The sequence below is a fragment of the Glutamicibacter sp. B1 genome (assembly GCF_039602135.1).
Taxonomy (GTDB): domain Bacteria; phylum Actinomycetota; class Actinomycetes; order Actinomycetales; family Micrococcaceae; genus Glutamicibacter; species Glutamicibacter ectropisis.
Map to the genome: position 1 here is coordinate 145100 of NZ_CP125942.1, position 15046 is coordinate 160145.

The following is a 15046-nucleotide window of genomic DNA, read 5'->3' on the forward strand; positions in this document are numbered from 1 at the left end:
AATTGCTCAAGACAGCTTGGGTAGCGCCGCGACGGCGTCCTCGTGATCGCGCCCTGCCGCTTCTAAGAGGTCCACAATCATCGGCCGCAACAAAAGCACTAGGCCCTCACCCTGCAGGCCTTCAACTCCCAGGGCTTGGGGATCAAGCTGCGCGGCAGCGCTTTCAAGCTGTACTACGGCAGCCTTCTCGTACTTAAGCTGCCCGGCAAGGCTTGGTTCACGTACCGAATGGGCCAGGGAATTGGCTGCTTCCGAGACCTCACGCAGCAGTGGGGCCAGCGCCTCGGCGCCCTCGGGTGTCAGTGCACTATTGGTGAGTACCGAAGCGAGACGACGGGCAAAAACACGGAGGTTACGGGCGGTCCAGTCGTAGTGGTTATAGCGTTGCGAGAGCCGGTTCAGTTCGTGGCGGTGGCGACGGCCCACCGGGGAGATCATGGCGATTTCTTTGGAAGCACTAAATGCACCGGGCAGCTTGTCCAAGTGTTTTTGGGTTGCGCGGGCTTTAATAAGGGCGTGGAACGCGGAACGACGGTCGTCATCACGGATGGCCCAGGAGCACTCCAGAATCGCTTCGGAGAGTTCTTTCAGTAGGTCGCTGAGTGCTGCCACCGGGGTACGGCGCGGGTCACTGGGCCACACGATGATCACCAGCAGGGCCAGTAGCGAGCCAGTTAATGCGTCGATGGATCTGGCAAAGGGCCCGTCAACACTGACCGGCAATAACACCACCAGGGCTGACTGCATTCCTAGCTGGGTGGAGAAGATTGCTCCGGAATCTAGGTAGCGGGCGATGACTAAGCTCAGTGACATCACCAGTGCTGCCTGCCAAATTCCCTGCCCGAACCAATGCATCAAGGTATCGCCCATTGCCACCCCGAGGGTGCAGCCCAAAGCTACTTCGGCGGTTTTGCGTACCGTGGTGGAGGCGCCAAAGCCCAGGGAGATCAGTGCGCTGGTGGCAGCAAAGATTGGTTGGGTGTGCCCCCAGATGCTTTCTGCAATCCAGAAGGCACCGATAGCGCCGAGGGTCATGCGCAGGATTCTTGGTAGCGAATTGCGGGCGCGCACCAGTCCTGAGCGGTTCCGTGCAGCTAAAAATCCAGCCAGTTTTGCCGGCATTCGCTGCGAAGTGCTCCCCGAAGTGCTCCCTTTAGCCATAGGCACAGTCTCCCACGGACTGGCCTTGAGACCGATGAACATGCACCCATATTGCTTGAGTGAGCAGGATCACTAGCCTACGTAGAAGCTGTTAACCTCTTGTTCACCTTTGCCGGGGGAACTGGTTACCTTGGCTCTTTAACGTCATAGATGAAGCGGGGACGACTCCGCTGAAGGTTTTCATTCAACACGTATTTCAACATGGGGAGTACAACTCGTGAAGCTCAATCGCCTTGGCAGTGCAGCTGCCGTCCTTTCTGTCGCAGCAATCGCACTGACCGCTTGCGGTTCAGACAGCCCAACCGCCACCAGCTCTGAGAGCACCTCCAGCTCCGCAGCTTCGGGCGTAACCGGCACCCTGACCGGCATCGGCGCTTCCAGTCAGACCTCTGCCATGGAAGCTTGGATCACCGGCTTCAAGGCAGCTAACTCCGGCGCCAACGTACAGTACTCGCCAGATGGCTCGGGCGCAGGCCGCGAAGCCTTCTTGGCTGGTGGCGCACAGTTCGCTGGCTCGGATGCTTCGCTGAAGCCAGAAGAAGCAGAAAAGGCTAAGGAAGTTTGCGGCCCAGACGGCGCCTTCAACATCCCAGCTTACGTTTCGCCAATCGCTATCGCTTTCAACCTTGATGGCGTTGACGAAATCAACATGGATGCCGACACCATCGCCAAGGTTTTCAAGAAGGAAATCACCAAGTGGAACGATGAGGCTATCGCCAAGCAGAACCCAGATGTGGACCTGCCGGATACCGCCATCACCGTTGTTCACCGTAACGATGAGTCCGGCACCACTGAGAACTTCGTTGAGTACCTGAAGGCAGCTGCTGCTGACGTTTGGACCTACGACGTTTCCGGTGACTGGCCAAGCGACATCCAGTCGGAAAACGCTAAGGGCACCTCCGGCGTGGTTTCGACCACCACCTCCACCAACGGCGCAATCACCTACGCTGACTTCTCCGCAGTGGGCAACCTGTCCACCGTGAACGTCAAGGTTGGCGACGACTACACCAAGATTTCGGCCGAGGCTGCTGCTAAGGCTCTGGATACCGCAACCCCAGTTGAAGGTGCAGCCGAGAACGACCTCGCACTGGAACTGCAGCGCGACACCACCGAAGCTGGTACCTACCCAATCGTCTTGGTTTCGTACCACATCTACTGCAGCACCTACAAGGATCAGGCAACCGTTGACTTGGTCAAGGCCTTCGGTAACTACGTAGTTTCCGATGAGGGTCAGAAGACCGCTCAGGAGTCGGCTGGTAACGCCCCAATCTCGACCAGCATTGCCGAGAAGGCTACCAAGGCGATCGACTCGATCACCGTAGCTCAGTAATTCTCCTACCGGTTTACCGGTACAAGGTGCGGGTGGGGCTAACCCACCCGCACCAGCAACACCCCTCCACCCCCAGCAGTGAAAACTGCTTCACCCCGTTTCGTAAAGGCTTTAGCCATGACTACCAATGCTTTGACAAGCAAGTCATCGACTTCAGGCCGCGCAGGTGACAAGATCTTCTCCGGTGCCGCATTGGCTGCCGGTGTGCTGATTCTTGTTACTCTTTTCGCGGTTGCAGTCTTCTTGCTGATCCAGGCTCTTCCGACGTTCTTCGCCGATCCGGCAAAGATTTCCGGCGGCCAAGGATTCTTCGCTTACATCTGGCCGATCGTTATCGGCACCATCATCGCAGCAGCAATTGCTCTGCTTGTTGCTACCCCGATCGGTATCGGTGTGGCACTGTTCATCTCACACTTTGCTCCACGTAAGGTCGCTGGCCCACTGGGCTACCTGATCGACCTGCTCGCCGCGATCCCTTCGGTGATCTACGGCGCTTGGGGTTACATGGTCCTGGCACCGGCACTGGTCCCAGGCTACGAATGGCTGGCCCAGTACCTGGGATTCATCCCGATCTTCGAAGGTCCTGCCAGCCAGACCGGTAAGACCATGCTCACCGCCGGCATTGTGCTGGCCGTGATGGTGCTACCAATCATCACCTCCCTGTCCCGCGAAATCTTCTTGCAGACTCCAAAGCTGCACGAGGAAGCCGCCCTCGCCTTGGGCGCCACCCGCTGGGAAATGATCACCACCGCCGTGATCCCTTTCGCCCGCCCGGGCATCATCTCGGCTGTCATGCTGGGTCTGGGTCGCGCGCTGGGTGAAACCATGGCTGTGGCGCTGGTACTCTCCACCGGTAACCTGATCCCATCGCTGATCAAGACCGGTAACCAAACCATCGCCGCGGAAATCGCGTTGAACTTCCCCGAAGCCTTTGGGCTACGTCTCTCGGAGCTGATTGCTGCCGGTCTGGTCCTGTTCCTGATCACCTTGCTGGTGAACATGATCGCCCGTGGCATCATCGCTCGTCACAAGGAATTCTCGGGAGCTAACTGATGAGCGCCACCACAACTAACCTGAACAATAAGGCCAATAGCAATTCCACCCCACCGGTGCGTAAGCGCAATTCCTTGGCCAAGGGCAAACTACCAAAGTGGGCCATCTGGGCTATTGCTGCCGGCTCCATCGTGCTCGGTGCTGCTGCCTCCACGCTGACCGGCTTCAACGTTGCCAGCTTCGCCATCTACTCGGCGATCATCTTCCTGATCGCCGCCTCGGTCATCACCACCGTGGTCGAAGGCAAGCGTCGCGGTAAGAACGCCATGTGGACCTACCTGATCTACGCGGCCTTCATCGTCGCCCTGATCCCACTGGCTTCGGTACTTTACACGGTGCTCCAGAAGGGCCTGCCGGGTATCAACAGCCACTTCCTGTTCACTTCGATGAACGGTGTGACCGGTGCGGTTGATAACCAGACCGTAGCTAACGGCGAGCCAGTAGTCGGCGGCGCCTACCACGCGGTGATGGGCACCTTGCTGATCACCCTCTGGGCCACCTTGATCTCGGTTCCGGTGGGCATGCTCACCGCGGTGTACCTGGTCGAATATGGTCAGGGTAAGGCCCTGTCCAAGGCCATCACCTTCTTCGTAGACGTGATGACCGGTATCCCTTCGATCGTGGCAGGTCTGTTCGCGGCCGCACTGTTCGGCATCATCCTCGGCCCTAACGCCCGTATGGGTATTGTCGCCGCGGTGGCCTTGAGCGTGCTGATGATCCCGACCGTGGTTCGCTCCACCGAGGAAATGCTCAAGATCGTTCCGAATGAACTGCGTGAAGCCTCCTTCGCCCTGGGCGTGCGTCGCTGGCGCACCATCTTGAAGGTGGTTATCCCGACCGCGATCTCCGGTATCGCCTCGGGCGTCACCCTGGCTATCGCCCGCGTGATTGGCGAGACTGCTCCGATCCTGGTCACCGCCGGTATCGCCAGCAACATCAATATGAATGTCTTTGCCAACTGGATGTCTACGTTGCCGACCTTCATCTACTACCAGATCCTGACCCCGACCAGCCCGACCAACGTTGACCCATCGGTACAGCGTGCCTGGGCAGCAGCCCTGCTGCTGATCCTGATGGTGATGGCACTGAACCTGATCGCCCGCCTGGTCGCTTCGATCTTCGCTCCTAAGAAGGGCCGTTGAGCTAAGGCTCCGTCCCTGACCCACCTAAATTTTTCAAGGATAAATCATGGCAAAACGCATCGACGTCAATGATCTGAACGTCTACTACTCCAAGTTCCTGGCCGTTGAAGGTGTCTCGATCAACATTGAGCCCAAGTCGGTCACCGCATTCATCGGCCCCTCGGGCTGTGGCAAGTCGACCTTCCTGCGCACCCTGAACCGCATGCACGAAGTGATCCCTGGTGGTCGTGTTGAGGGTCAGGTACTGCTGGATGGAGATGACCTCTACGGTGCCGGTGTTGACCCGGTGACCGTACGTAGCCAGATCGGCATGGTCTTCCAACGCCCGAACCCATTCCCCACCATGTCCATCAAGGACAATGTGCTCGCCGGTGTGAAGCTGAACGGCACCAAGATCTCGCGTTCAGACGCCGATGATCTGGTGGAGAAGTCGCTGCGCGGCGCGAACCTGTGGAACGAAGTCAAGGATCGTCTGGACAAGCCAGGCTCCGGTCTTTCTGGTGGTCAGCAGCAGCGTTTGTGCATCGCCCGCACCATTGCGGTGAAGCCGGACGTGATCCTCATGGACGAGCCTTGCTCGGCACTGGATCCAATTTCCACCTTGGCTATCGAAGACTTGATCAACGAACTGAAGAGCGACTACACCGTGGTCATCGTGACCCACAATATGCAGCAGGCTGCTCGTGTGAGTGACAAGACCGCATTCTTCAACATTGCGGGTACCGGTAAGCCGGGCAAGCTCATCGAGTTCAATGACACCACCGCCATCTTCTCTAACCCAGAGCAGAAGGCCACCGAAGATTACGTCTCCGGACGCTTCGGATAAAGATTTCGGATATCGCCACCTTTGAGTCGGCGATAGACGAACCGGAAGGGGGGTCTTCCGGGGATCCTGGAGGGGATCACCGCCAGCGGCGCACTATGTTAGTGCGCCGCTGGTTTTTAAGCTGTGCCTCTAATCGGGTATGTAAAGCACGCTTGACTGTAAAGGGTGCTTGTCATTAGGGTGGTGTAAAGACCAATCCCAAGGAGTGGACACCATGAAAACGAAGGCATCACCCAAAACTCGGTGGGGCATCTCTCGCTTTGGCGGTAGCTCAGCCACCTTGATCGGTGCCAGCCTAGGCATCGGCCTAGTGTTCTCCGTCGGTGCAGGCCTACTCTTCGCCCGACTCAACGCCTCAGAACAGTTCACCCTGGTGGCAGTCGTCATGACCGCGTGCCTGCTACCAGTGCTCAGTGCGGCCTGCTGGGCCCTCCTAGTGGATCGTGACAGAGTGAAGGGCACTACCAAGAATCCTGAAATTTCGGTGGAGAGCCAGTGGTACGACAAAGCTGCGATCGGTGTATTTCAAGATCTGCTGATTATCTGTGGCCTGGGAGCAGCGTTATTTTCCTTCGTTCAGGTCAGCGTTTCACTGGGGCTGACCCTAGTGGGCATTCTGCTGGTTGTTCTGGCGGATTTTGCGCTACGTTACCTGTTCATCAAACGGGCACAGAGCTAATGGAGAATAACCTCAGCGAGTATCGCAAGGAACGCGGATACTCCCAACAGGCCTTAGCCGATGAGCTCGGCGTTTCCCGGCAGACCATCATCTCCCTAGAAAAAGAGCGCTATGACCCGTCCCTGCCACTGGCGTTCAAGCTTGCTGCGCTGTTCGCCTGCCAGATTGAAGACCTCTTCATTCCTGAGCAGGACTAGCCAGCAAGGAAGAGTGGCCTGACAGCCAAGGTCAGGATTGCGCCACCGGCCACGCAGGCCACGGGAGTCAAAAGCCAATGCCGCACAACACGGAACACATTGCGCCACACTACCGACTCAAAGGCTTGATTGTGGCCTGCGCCGACAATGCCACTGGTTACCGACTGCGTGGTTGATAGTGGCAGGTGTAATACGAGGGAACCAACAAAAAGCATGCCAGCAGCCACACCCTGGGCGATCATGCCGCGCAAGGGATCAAAGTTCACTAGGCGGCGGCCCAGGGTATAGGTGATCCGCCAACCGCCCAGCAGCACTCCAAAGCTCAAGGCAAACGCGGCCGAGAGTTGGATGGCGAGGGTCAGCGGCCCCGGATCGATCACGTGCCCGGTAATGAGTACCAAGCTCAGCAGTGCGCCGGTACGCTGACCATCCTGCAGCCCTAGTCCCAGAGCCACGGCACCTGCGGCCATGGCCTGCCCGGCACGTGAACCCTCATTAACCGACCGAGAAGTGTTGTGCCGCAGCATTCTGGTCGCCGGAATCACCAGCAAGTAGGAGAGCACATAGGCAATGACCGAGGCGAGCACCATCGGAAGAATCACCGAGGAGAGCAACAATCCCCACGCGTCGCTGATCGACTCATCACCCATCAAAGCCGAAGCGCCACTACCACCAACCACCGCGGAAAGTAGCGCATGGGTGGAGCTAATCGGCAGACCACGCCACCAACAGTAAATAGCCCAAATACCGGCCACCAGCAGGCTACTGATCAGCAGTTTCAGGCCCAGAACCCCAGAGGGTACATTGAAGTTCAGCTCCTGCACCAGGGCCACACTCAAACCCGAGGTCGCCATGGTGCCAAGGAAAGCGAAAAAAGCCGCCACCGACACCGCAATGGCCGGTCGCAACGCGCGGGTCCTGACGGATGCCGCCACCGCCGTGGAAGCGTCACGCATACCATTGAGCGTGCCGTAAGCCAGGGTCAAGACCACGGCAATCGCAGTGAGGACCGAAATGAGGGTCATGGGTTTTAGGACTCCTTGACCAAGACGCGACCGAGGTGGTCAGCGAATTGGCGCAGGGTATTAACGGTGAGCATCAATTGGTCGGCAACCTGCTGGTGCCGATGGATGGTGCTGGCCTTGGAAAAGTTTGCGATCTCATTGCCCCACACCAGATGGGTTCGTGCTGCACGCTTGGAAAACTGCAGCATCTGCATCCAGTGATCTTCCAAGTCATCAAGGTTGTTCAGGCGTTGCACCGCATCGGAGGCCAACTCGGCAAGTTGTGAGATCAATTCCAACTGCTCGGAGGAACGTTCCGAAAGGGGAGTGGAACCAACGGTCATAATCAGCTCACCGGTACCGCGCAAATGCTCCAGGGTCGCGTGCAAGAAGCGGGAGAGCGCATACATGTCCTCGCGGGGCAACGGGCTGATATAGCTGGTACGCAAGTGGGTCAGTACCGCATGCAATAAATCGGAGGCCTCGGCCTCGGCACTGGCCAAATCGCGCAGTCGCTCGGTACGTGTACTCGGGCTGCCGATCATTTCGGCCACGCTCTCAACTGAACCACGAATCGTGGTGGTCAGCGAGCGGAGTAGCTCAATGCCACGCGAGGCGGAAGGAAAGACCTGAAACTTCACTTTTTGGGCGCACCATTCGGATCGACTGCTGTTGGTACCAACTGCAGAACAGTTTACGACGTGGAAGTTAACGCCGGGGTATTGATGATGTCGGACCGGGAACGCCTCTCGGCGGAAGGCCGCTCGAAGCGGCAGAATTTTGGAGCCCGGGGTTACCAGCGGCCCGACACCGTTATCTAGTTTTCTCGCCCCATGCCCCTGCTGTCAACCACAGCGCACGACGCGTGCGTTTTCTCACGCTAACGCCGCAGATTCTTCTCCGCACCACTGAGGCACAACAGCGCGCAACAGAACCAAATGGCACCAGCAGGCCCCAAACCGGCAGCCACCGAACTTGAAATCACCGGCAAAGCTACTTGTCCGAGCCGGTTTCCCATCAGTCGCACCGCTAATGCTGAACCACGATCCACGGTGGGCACGGAGGTGGAAATCATTGTCATCGTCATCGGCTGTCCCAGTCCCAAGAAGAACCCACCGATGAGCAATGCCAGCCCGGCGACCCACAGCACATCGATAAATATCGGGGCTAGAGCGATGGCTACACCCGAAATGTACAAGCTCGCCACCAGCATTTGTCGCCGATCAAAGTGCGAGGAGAGCTTGGGAATGAACAATCTGGAGACCACCGACGCGCAACCGCGAATGGCCAAAAGCACACCAACTGCTGCTGGTGTGACGCCATGTTTCTCGGCAACCAGTGGCAGGAAGGCGGTCAGGATGTCCAACATCGACAATAAGGTCAGTGACGCAAACATGTGCGAGACCATGCCCTTGACCCGCAGGATCGAACCAATAGATGCCGTCGAGCGCGCGGCCGGCGCCGAGGCCACACTCTTGGTGGTACGTGGCTGCCAGCTAGGTAATAAGAAAGGGACGGCGATGAGTGAACAACCCACACCGATCCACAGGGCCCGCCCAATATCTGAAATTCGTTGCGCCGAGTGCGCATCAGTCCCGGTGCCCAACACCAGCCCGGCGATCAGCGGGCCAATAAACTGCCCCGCGGCGTAGGCGGCGGTAAACCATCCGAAGCCCTTATCGAGATCACTATCCGGAAAGTAGCGGGCGATGGATGATTGCCCACCGATGGTGAACATTAGATGCCCCAGACCCAATACCGCGCTGGCCAAAGCCACCGTGACCGCGTTGGGTGAGAGTGCAATGCCTAATCCACCCACGGCAATCAGCGTGACGCCGGCGACCATGAGGAAGCGGATACGGCGGATGCGTGAACTGACCCGCCCCAACATCATGGCGGTAAACAACGGCAAAATCGCGTAGGCCGCGGTCACCGCACCAACGGTGAAGGAGCCTGAACCAAAGGAGATGAGTTTGTAGGTGGTGACCGGGCGGATGAGGTTAAGTGCTGCTTGGGAGAGTAGTCCCGTGGCGATGAGAATCAATAACCATCGCATAATCCCCGAAGAATCCGCTTTTGATCCAGCGCCCACACGCACCTGCCTAAATATCTGGGATTAGTTCCTCACCCATCCTAGGACTGTGACGTAGTTTTTTAGTCCAATGCGTCTTGGCGCCACAAGCGGGCGCAGGCTTCCAAGTCCTCCGCAGTTTTGCTTAGCGCGCGAGCCTGTCCGGTGAGCTTGGTACCGCGCTCACTATTGGACAGATCGGCGGCGTCTGCATGCTCGGTCATCCCCAGAACCAGTACCCGGCAATAGGCGGCGGTGCGTTCTAGTGCGTGAGCAAAGTCACCGTCGAAAGCGCCAGAAAGAATCGAATCGGTCATCTTTTTGAGCTCTTCGGCCGTCGGTGGCTCGGCGACCCCAGCAACAATGCGTTCTACCTGCGCACGGTGAGCGCCAGCTTGGAAACGCGCCGAATGCATCTCCGGTTTGCTCATGGTTGCAGCGCGAACGGCATACAATCGCCACAATGCACCAGGTAGGGAGCGGGCCGGGGCTTCACTCCATAACTCGGCAAGTACTTCTAAGCCTTCACTCTCAGCGACTTTGATCAGTCGGTTTGAGACTTCTGGGTCGTTGTTCTCAATGCCGCGACGTACAAAGGCTTGGGCGGAAAGATGGGCGGCTTCAGACACGCGCGCCGGATCGGCCCCACCTTCGTAGGGCTCGAATTCTTCGGGAGCAAATGGGCGTGGTTTGTGATGACGAAAACCTGCTACCTGGGCAACTTTTGATCCTGCGCGTGCACCTCTCATGGGCTCAAGAATACTCGCTGCACCTTGGCGCTCCATTAACGGATTTTGCGTCGCTTGGCCCGCTCTCACCGCCGATTAATACTCACGCGCTTCCATCAGGTAGTATGGATTTTGGCCTTGTGCCGTGCGCCTTTAGCTCAGCTGGTAGAGCACTGGACTTTTAATCCATTGGTCGCGGGTTCGATCCCCGCAGGGCGCACCAAAAGAAAACTGGATCCGACTTTCGAGTCGGATCCAGTTTTTGAGTTTGCTGCGAAGTTCGCAAGTTCAGTTCTCGCGACGCAGGTTACACGTACGGTTCCAAGAACTTAATCACGCGCCCCATCACCAAAGCGCGAGCTTCAGGGTCATGGGAACGCAACGAGCTGTCGGTAAACAGGTGCTTGTTTCCCGGATAGGTGAACAGCTGCGCCACGTCTTTTCCTTCGCCTTCTACGAAGTTCTGCGCGGCTTCCAAGTCGCCTTCCTTGGCAAAGAAAGGGTCTTCGTCCATGCCGTGAATCTGTACCGGAACATTCTCTGGCCACGGCCCGAAGCTCCATTCAGCATCGAGATCAACAAATGATTCCAGCAAGACGGCGGCCACCGTTCCCGGACGCTGCTGCGCACACTGTTGAGCTAATGCGGCACCCCACGAAGTGCCCATGTAGACCAGCTCGTCGGGCAGTTTGCTAAACAACTTATCAACGCGTTCTTGGATCTTGTCTTCGCCAAGTTTGTTAGCCATGCGAATGCCGGCCTCGAGATCTTTGGGAAGCTTGCCTGCAAACAGGTCCAGCGTGTGTACGGTATGCCCGGCGGCACGTAATTCTGCCGCCATTGCCTGAACGCCTGGGGTGAGACCTTGGACGTGGTGAAACAAAACGATGGTGGCCATGAGCGTACTCCTAGAGGTCGCTAGCGTTCGTCGACGAGGTTGTTGATGCGTTGGGGCAGGTGTTCAAGAGCGGTGTCCCAGCCGGGCATTTGGCTGTTGATTTCTACGCTGTAGCCTTCAACCAGCATGAACTCTGCGCAGGTGAGGACTTCTTGTTCGGATTCGGTCTCGTAAATGAAGGCACGTTTGATGTCGCTCCAGAGCAAGGTCGCCGACTGGTCAATAACCAGACCGGTCTTTACTACTTCAACGGTGCGCTGGGGATAGGACATGTTCCACTTGCTTTCGAGATCCGCGGCGGTGTGCTTTGCTCAAGTCTAAACCGGAAGCACACCGCCTGCCGGTGATCAAACCGGGTTGGGGTAGGACTTAGTGAGGGTTCCTTGTGCTGAAATTTCTAGATAATAGTCAAGGTTGAGTTGTTCTAGGAACCTCTGGTCGTGGCTGACTACCAATAACGCACCACGATACGCCTGGAGTGCTTCAGCAAGCTGGCGCACACTATCGATATCCAAATTATTGGTTGGCTCATCGAGGATGAGCAATTGCGCAGGAGGCTCGGCCAACAACAAGGTGGACAGATAAACACGGAACCGCTCACCACCGGAGAGGGATCCGAGAGGAAGATCCGCACTGGCTCCACGCAATAAAAGCCTGGCCAACATATTGCGAATTTCCCCACTGCTTGCCGAAGGGGCGACCGCAGCAACATTGTCCATGGTGCTGACCTGATCATCCAGACCAACCAAACGTTGGGGTAAAAAACCGACCCGATCAAGATAGATTTCACCCTTGAGCCCCGAACGGGTTGGGTCACCGGAGATCATCTGCCGCAGCAGGGTGCTCTTGCCCGAACCATTCGGTCCGATCAGTCCCACACGTTCAGGACCCTGAATGATCTGCTGGGTTGTCTGCGAAGAAATGATGGCGACATTTTTACCTGCAGGCAATTGCGGGTCAGGCAAGTCCAGATTGATGTGCTCTACTGTTCGGACTTTCTTATCCGCAGCATCAACCTTCGCCTGCGCGCTTTCTACCTTTCCATCCAACCCGGAACGCATCTTGCCGGCGTTGGATTCCGCTTTTTGTTTGAGCGAGTTCGCGAGAATTCGGGGCATATTGCCCCCGAGTTGCTCGGCCCGGCCTTTGCGTTTAGCGCGCGCCAACTTTGTTTCAGCTTCAACGCGTTGACGCTTCTCTACCTTCAAAGTCGCCTGAGCCGTTTTGGCTTCCTGTTGGGCGGCCTGTTGCTCGGTGTCCAACTGTTGAAGGTAAGCGCTGTATGGACCGCCAAATACACGAAGTTCCCCTGCATGCAGCTCAACGGTGTGTTCCATGAGTTCTAAGAGTTCAAGGTCGTGGCTGACCACAATCAGGGTTCCCTTCCACGATTGCACCAGGTCGTAGAGCAACGCTCGTGTGGGCTGATCCAAATTATTGGTGGGCTCATCAAGCAGGGTGATTTCATGACCTGCCAAACGCAGTCCAAGAACCGCCAGCAGCATCGTTTCTCCGCCGGAAAGCGAACCAACTTTGCGATCTAGGCTCACCTGTCCCAAGCCCAGACGGTTCAGTTCAGCCTCAACGCGTGCTTCCACATCCCAGTTATCACCCACCGCGTCAAAATCAGCCGGTTCGACACTGCCTGCCTCAATAGCTTTTAACGCGGTCAGGACTGCGTCAACTCCCAGCAACTGCGCCACCGTCGCGTCCTTTTCCAAGGTGATCATTTGTGGCAGGTAGCCGATCGGGGCACTGGCCTCAACTGAGCCGCTTGTTGGTGTTAAGCGTCCGGCAATGAGTTTCAGTAGCGTGGATTTTCCGCTCCCGTTGCGACCGGTCAGACCCACGAGTCCGGAAGGAAAAGTGCCATCCAGGTCAGTGAGTGCGCGCTGCCCGGAAGGCCATTCGAAACTTAGGTTGTGCAGGGTAATTGGTGGAGTCAAAGACATGTATTCCTCCCACTTTTGGTGAAGAGGCTGCCGACTGGCGGAATCAAAAAGCTGGCTCAACCCACAGGGGAACCAAAAACGGATACCGTAGCCGGTAGCCAAAATGATCAGGTTGCGCCATAAGTGACGGGCGCAGGGTCATTGGCTGGCTTAGTAGGTATCCATGGCATTGAGTGTAACAGGATCTTGCCGTGCTCGTCGTTAAAGAAGTTTCGGCCCGCACCGATAACCCGGTGCGAGACGAAAAGCTAAAACTTAGCGAGGAACTACTTCCATGCGCGGTGTACCGCCACGATTCCGCCGGTCAGATTGCGGTATTCCACGTTCTTCCAGCCAACATTGACGAACTTTGCACCCAGGTCTTCCTGATTTGGCCAGGCCGCGATGGACTCAGCCAGGTAAGCGTACGCCGAAGGATTTGGCGAGACCAGGTAGCCCAACGCTGGGATAACCCGTGGCAAGAACTGCTGGTAGGCCACCTTGATGGGGGCCACGGTAGGGGTGGAGAATTCGGCGACCACGATGCGTCCGCCCGGCTTGGTCACACGACGCAACTCGGAAAGAGCTTTCTCGGTGTCGTCAATATTGCGCAAGCCGTAAGAAATGGTCACTGCGTCAAAGTTGTCATCTTCGAAGGGAAGCTCGTGGGCGTCACCATAAACAAAGTCCAGCTGTGGGTAACGCTTACGTCCCTCGGCTAGCATTCCGTGGGACATATCGCAGGCAGTGACCTTTGCACCGGCCTCGGCTAATGGAACCGAGGAAGTACCGGTGCCTGCAGCCAGATCGAGGATGCGCTCGCCGGGCTTCGGGGCGATGGCCTCGGTGGTGATCTTGCGCCAGTAGTTCACAATGCCACCGGTCATCAAGGTATTGAGCAAGTCGTAGCGTGGAGCCAGCTTGTCAAACATGTCCTGAACCTGATCGGCCTTCTTATCCAGGCCTGCGCGCGCATTGTGAGAACTCATGGGTCTAAGTGTTTCATATTTGCGCGCGCCTCGGCGCCGGGTGTGGGGCGAATCGCCCTCTAAAGAATGGATTCGAGCCGTGCGTAGCTGGCCTCCATGCCGTCGGTCATTCCGGTGGCAAGCACCATATCTCGGGTTTGTGCATCCGGATAGGTGATCAGCACGGTCAGCAGGGTGCCGCCGTCATTGGGAGTTAGGGTGAGTTCGTTGACGGTCCCGGGGTAATCGGTGTCGATCATTTGCTCCGTGGTCTTTGAATAGGACGTCGGCAAAATTTCCAAAACGGTGCCGGTGAAACCAAATCCTGTCCCGGCGTCGGCTGCTACCGGTTCCCACCAGTAGCGGTAGGTCTCACCAACCTGCTTAGCGGTGATGCATTCGGTCATTTCCCAGCCATCTGGACCAAGCATCCAGCGTTTCATGAGCTGTTCATCGTGATGGGCCTGCCACACTTGCGCCACCGAACCGCGAATCAGGCGGGTGACGCGCACCTGAGTATCGGAGAGGATCTGAGTCTCAGTGCTGAAGTTCTGCGCGTAGTCGCGCAGATCCGCCAGTACCTGTTCGATCTGGCTCATGGCCGAACGGGTGCCCTCAATCATGCCCATAGCGACGACCTTTTCTAGGTCTTCTACGGTCTCGAACAGGGCGCTCACGCTCAGCTTGCTTCCCTCGGGGGTTGGGTCGAAGGTGAATACCATGCGGTTAACTGGCAGCGCCGTGTTCTCGGTGCCGTCGGCGTGCGCGAAGCCGTCACTGACTTCGAAGAACTTGTGTTCAACCACTTCGTGCCAGATCCAGTATCCATGGTGTTCTTCACCTTCTGGCGAGGTCATGTGGTAGTTGGATCGGCCGCCTGCGGTGGCGTCGTGGCGGGTGAAGGTTGCAGGGTATTCGACCGGCCCCCAGAATTTTTCGATTTGTCGGGCATCAAGGTAGGCATCCCAGAGACGGGATACCGGCACCGGAAATTCTGCGTGCACGGTCAGCGAGAGGGTTTCGGGATCTTTGACTACGGATGTGACGGGCATGGTCTT

General features: G+C 57.3%; 16 protein-coding genes and 1 tRNA gene. 7 read left to right on the top strand and 10 right to left on the bottom strand.

Translation table 11 applies throughout. The features are described 5' to 3' along the window. Window positions 1-6: 6 nt before the first annotated feature. Complete coding sequence (locus QMQ05_RS00670; protein WP_345472158.1) at window positions 7-1161, bottom strand: FUSC family protein; 1155 nt, start codon at window positions 1159-1161, stop codon at window positions 7-9. A gap of 217 nt (window positions 1162-1378) precedes the next feature. Between QMQ05_RS00670 and pstS the strand changes: the two genes are divergently transcribed. From pstS to QMQ05_RS00700, 6 genes are all read left to right on the top strand, one after another. Continuing rightward, window positions 1379-2491, top strand: a complete 1113-nt coding sequence (pstS, locus tag QMQ05_RS00675) for a phosphate ABC transporter substrate-binding protein PstS (RefSeq protein ID WP_345472159.1) — start codon at window positions 1379-1381, stop codon at window positions 2489-2491. 117 nt (window positions 2492-2608) lie between these two features. Further along, window positions 2609-3544 (top strand): phosphate ABC transporter permease subunit PstC, encoded by a 936-nt coding sequence (pstC, locus tag QMQ05_RS00680; protein WP_345472161.1) that lies wholly within the window; start codon window positions 2609-2611, stop codon window positions 3542-3544. Then, the gene (pstA, locus tag QMQ05_RS00685) at window positions 3544-4686 is read left to right on the top strand and encodes a phosphate ABC transporter permease PstA (RefSeq protein ID WP_345472163.1); all 1143 of its coding nucleotides are present in this window, start codon (window positions 3544-3546) and stop codon (window positions 4684-4686) included. Before pstC ends, pstA begins: the two co-directional genes overlap by 1 nt. Before the next feature lie 46 nt (window positions 4687-4732). Next, on the top strand, window positions 4733-5512 hold the full coding sequence (pstB, locus tag QMQ05_RS00690; protein ID WP_058257010.1) for a phosphate ABC transporter ATP-binding protein PstB: 780 nt from the start codon (window positions 4733-4735) through the stop codon (window positions 5510-5512). A 214-nt stretch (window positions 5513-5726) separates the two neighbouring features. After that, on the top strand, window positions 5727-6191 hold the full coding sequence (locus QMQ05_RS00695; RefSeq protein WP_345472165.1) for a hypothetical protein: 465 nt from the start codon (window positions 5727-5729) through the stop codon (window positions 6189-6191). Continuing rightward, a complete protein-coding gene (locus tag QMQ05_RS00700) occupies window positions 6191-6388 on the top strand; it encodes a helix-turn-helix transcriptional regulator (protein ID WP_345472167.1) in 198 nt (65 codons plus the stop codon). Before QMQ05_RS00695 ends, QMQ05_RS00700 begins: the two co-directional genes overlap by 1 nt. Here QMQ05_RS00700 and QMQ05_RS00705 read toward each other — a convergent pair. The 4 genes from QMQ05_RS00705 to QMQ05_RS00720 all read right to left on the bottom strand — a co-directional run bounded on the left by QMQ05_RS00705 (window position 6385) and on the right by QMQ05_RS00720 (window position 10212). Continuing rightward, window positions 6385-7413 carry an inorganic phosphate transporter gene (locus QMQ05_RS00705; protein WP_345472170.1) on the bottom strand — a complete coding sequence of 343 codons (1029 nt, stop codon included), beginning with the start codon at window positions 7411-7413 and terminating at the stop codon, window positions 6385-6387. The two genes, QMQ05_RS00700 and QMQ05_RS00705, sit on opposite strands and share 4 nt — an antisense overlap. Before the next feature lie 5 nt (window positions 7414-7418). Beyond that, a complete protein-coding gene (locus tag QMQ05_RS00710) occupies window positions 7419-8033 on the bottom strand; it encodes a hypothetical protein (RefSeq protein WP_345472171.1) in 615 nt (204 codons plus the stop codon). Between the two features lie 239 nt (window positions 8034-8272). Further along, entirely contained in the window at window positions 8273-9484 is a 1212-nt protein-coding gene (locus QMQ05_RS00715) for an MFS transporter (protein ID WP_345472173.1), read from the bottom strand. Window positions 9485-9546: 62 nt separating this feature from the next. Next, window positions 9547-10212 carry a hypothetical protein gene (locus tag QMQ05_RS00720; protein WP_334122874.1) on the bottom strand — a complete coding sequence of 222 codons (666 nt, stop codon included), beginning with the start codon at window positions 10210-10212 and terminating at the stop codon, window positions 9547-9549. A 126-nt stretch (window positions 10213-10338) separates the two neighbouring features. Between QMQ05_RS00720 and QMQ05_RS00725 the strand changes: the two genes are divergently transcribed. Beyond that, window positions 10339-10414 (top strand) — tRNA-Lys (locus QMQ05_RS00725). Between the two features lie 84 nt (window positions 10415-10498). Here the strand turns inward: QMQ05_RS00725 and QMQ05_RS00730 are convergent. The 5 genes from QMQ05_RS00730 to QMQ05_RS00750 all read right to left on the bottom strand — a co-directional run bounded on the left by QMQ05_RS00730 (window position 10499) and on the right by QMQ05_RS00750 (window position 15040). Then, window positions 10499-11089 carry a dienelactone hydrolase family protein gene (locus QMQ05_RS00730; RefSeq protein ID WP_345472175.1) on the bottom strand — a complete coding sequence of 197 codons (591 nt, stop codon included), beginning with the start codon at window positions 11087-11089 and terminating at the stop codon, window positions 10499-10501. 20 nt (window positions 11090-11109) lie between these two features. After that, entirely contained in the window at window positions 11110-11361 is a 252-nt protein-coding gene (locus QMQ05_RS00735) for a hypothetical protein (protein WP_058257003.1), read from the bottom strand. A gap of 75 nt (window positions 11362-11436) precedes the next feature. Beyond that, window positions 11437-13041 (bottom strand): ABC-F family ATP-binding cassette domain-containing protein, encoded by a 1605-nt coding sequence (locus QMQ05_RS00740; protein ID WP_345472177.1) that lies wholly within the window; start codon window positions 13039-13041, stop codon window positions 11437-11439. Between the two features lie 266 nt (window positions 13042-13307). After that, complete coding sequence (locus tag QMQ05_RS00745) at window positions 13308-14009, bottom strand: class I SAM-dependent methyltransferase (RefSeq protein WP_345472180.1); 702 nt, start codon at window positions 14007-14009, stop codon at window positions 13308-13310. A gap of 59 nt (window positions 14010-14068) precedes the next feature. Next, window positions 14069-15040, bottom strand: coding sequence for an SRPBCC family protein (locus tag QMQ05_RS00750; protein ID WP_345472181.1), 972 nt, complete (start codon window positions 15038-15040; stop codon window positions 14069-14071). Between the last annotated feature and the right edge of the window lie 6 nt (window positions 15041-15046).

What these genes read in the sequence shown, in the direction of transcription:
- QMQ05_RS00705 (WP_345472170.1), bottom strand. Translation starts at nt 7,413, where the DNA reads ATGACCCTCATTTCGGTCCTCACTGCGATTGCCGTGGTCTTGACCCTG.
- QMQ05_RS00720 (WP_334122874.1), bottom strand. Translation starts at nt 10,212, where the DNA reads ATGAGAGGTGCACGCGCAGGATCAAAAGTTGCCCAGGTAGCAGGTTTT.
- QMQ05_RS00740 (WP_345472177.1), bottom strand. Translation starts at nt 13,041, where the DNA reads ATGTCTTTGACTCCACCAATTACCCTGCACAACCTAAGTTTCGAATGG.
- QMQ05_RS00750 (WP_345472181.1), bottom strand. Translation starts at nt 15,040, where the DNA reads ATGCCCGTCACATCCGTAGTCAAAGATCCCGAAACCCTCTCGCTGACC.
- pstA (WP_345472163.1), top strand. Translation starts at nt 3,544, where the DNA reads ATGAGCGCCACCACAACTAACCTGAACAATAAGGCCAATAGCAATTCC.
- QMQ05_RS00745 (WP_345472180.1), bottom strand. Translation starts at nt 14,009, where the DNA reads ATGAGTTCTCACAATGCGCGCGCAGGCCTGGATAAGAAGGCCGATCAG.
- pstB (WP_058257010.1), top strand. Translation starts at nt 4,733, where the DNA reads ATGGCAAAACGCATCGACGTCAATGATCTGAACGTCTACTACTCCAAG.
- QMQ05_RS00735 (WP_058257003.1), bottom strand. Translation starts at nt 11,361, where the DNA reads ATGTCCTATCCCCAGCGCACCGTTGAAGTAGTAAAGACCGGTCTGGTT.
- QMQ05_RS00670 (WP_345472158.1), bottom strand. Translation starts at nt 1,161, where the DNA reads ATGGCTAAAGGGAGCACTTCGGGGAGCACTTCGCAGCGAATGCCGGCA.
- QMQ05_RS00695 (WP_345472165.1), top strand. Translation starts at nt 5,727, where the DNA reads ATGAAAACGAAGGCATCACCCAAAACTCGGTGGGGCATCTCTCGCTTT.
- pstC (WP_345472161.1), top strand. Translation starts at nt 2,609, where the DNA reads ATGACTACCAATGCTTTGACAAGCAAGTCATCGACTTCAGGCCGCGCA.
- QMQ05_RS00730 (WP_345472175.1), bottom strand. Translation starts at nt 11,089, where the DNA reads ATGGCCACCATCGTTTTGTTTCACCACGTCCAAGGTCTCACCCCAGGC.
- QMQ05_RS00700 (WP_345472167.1), top strand. Translation starts at nt 6,191, where the DNA reads ATGGAGAATAACCTCAGCGAGTATCGCAAGGAACGCGGATACTCCCAA.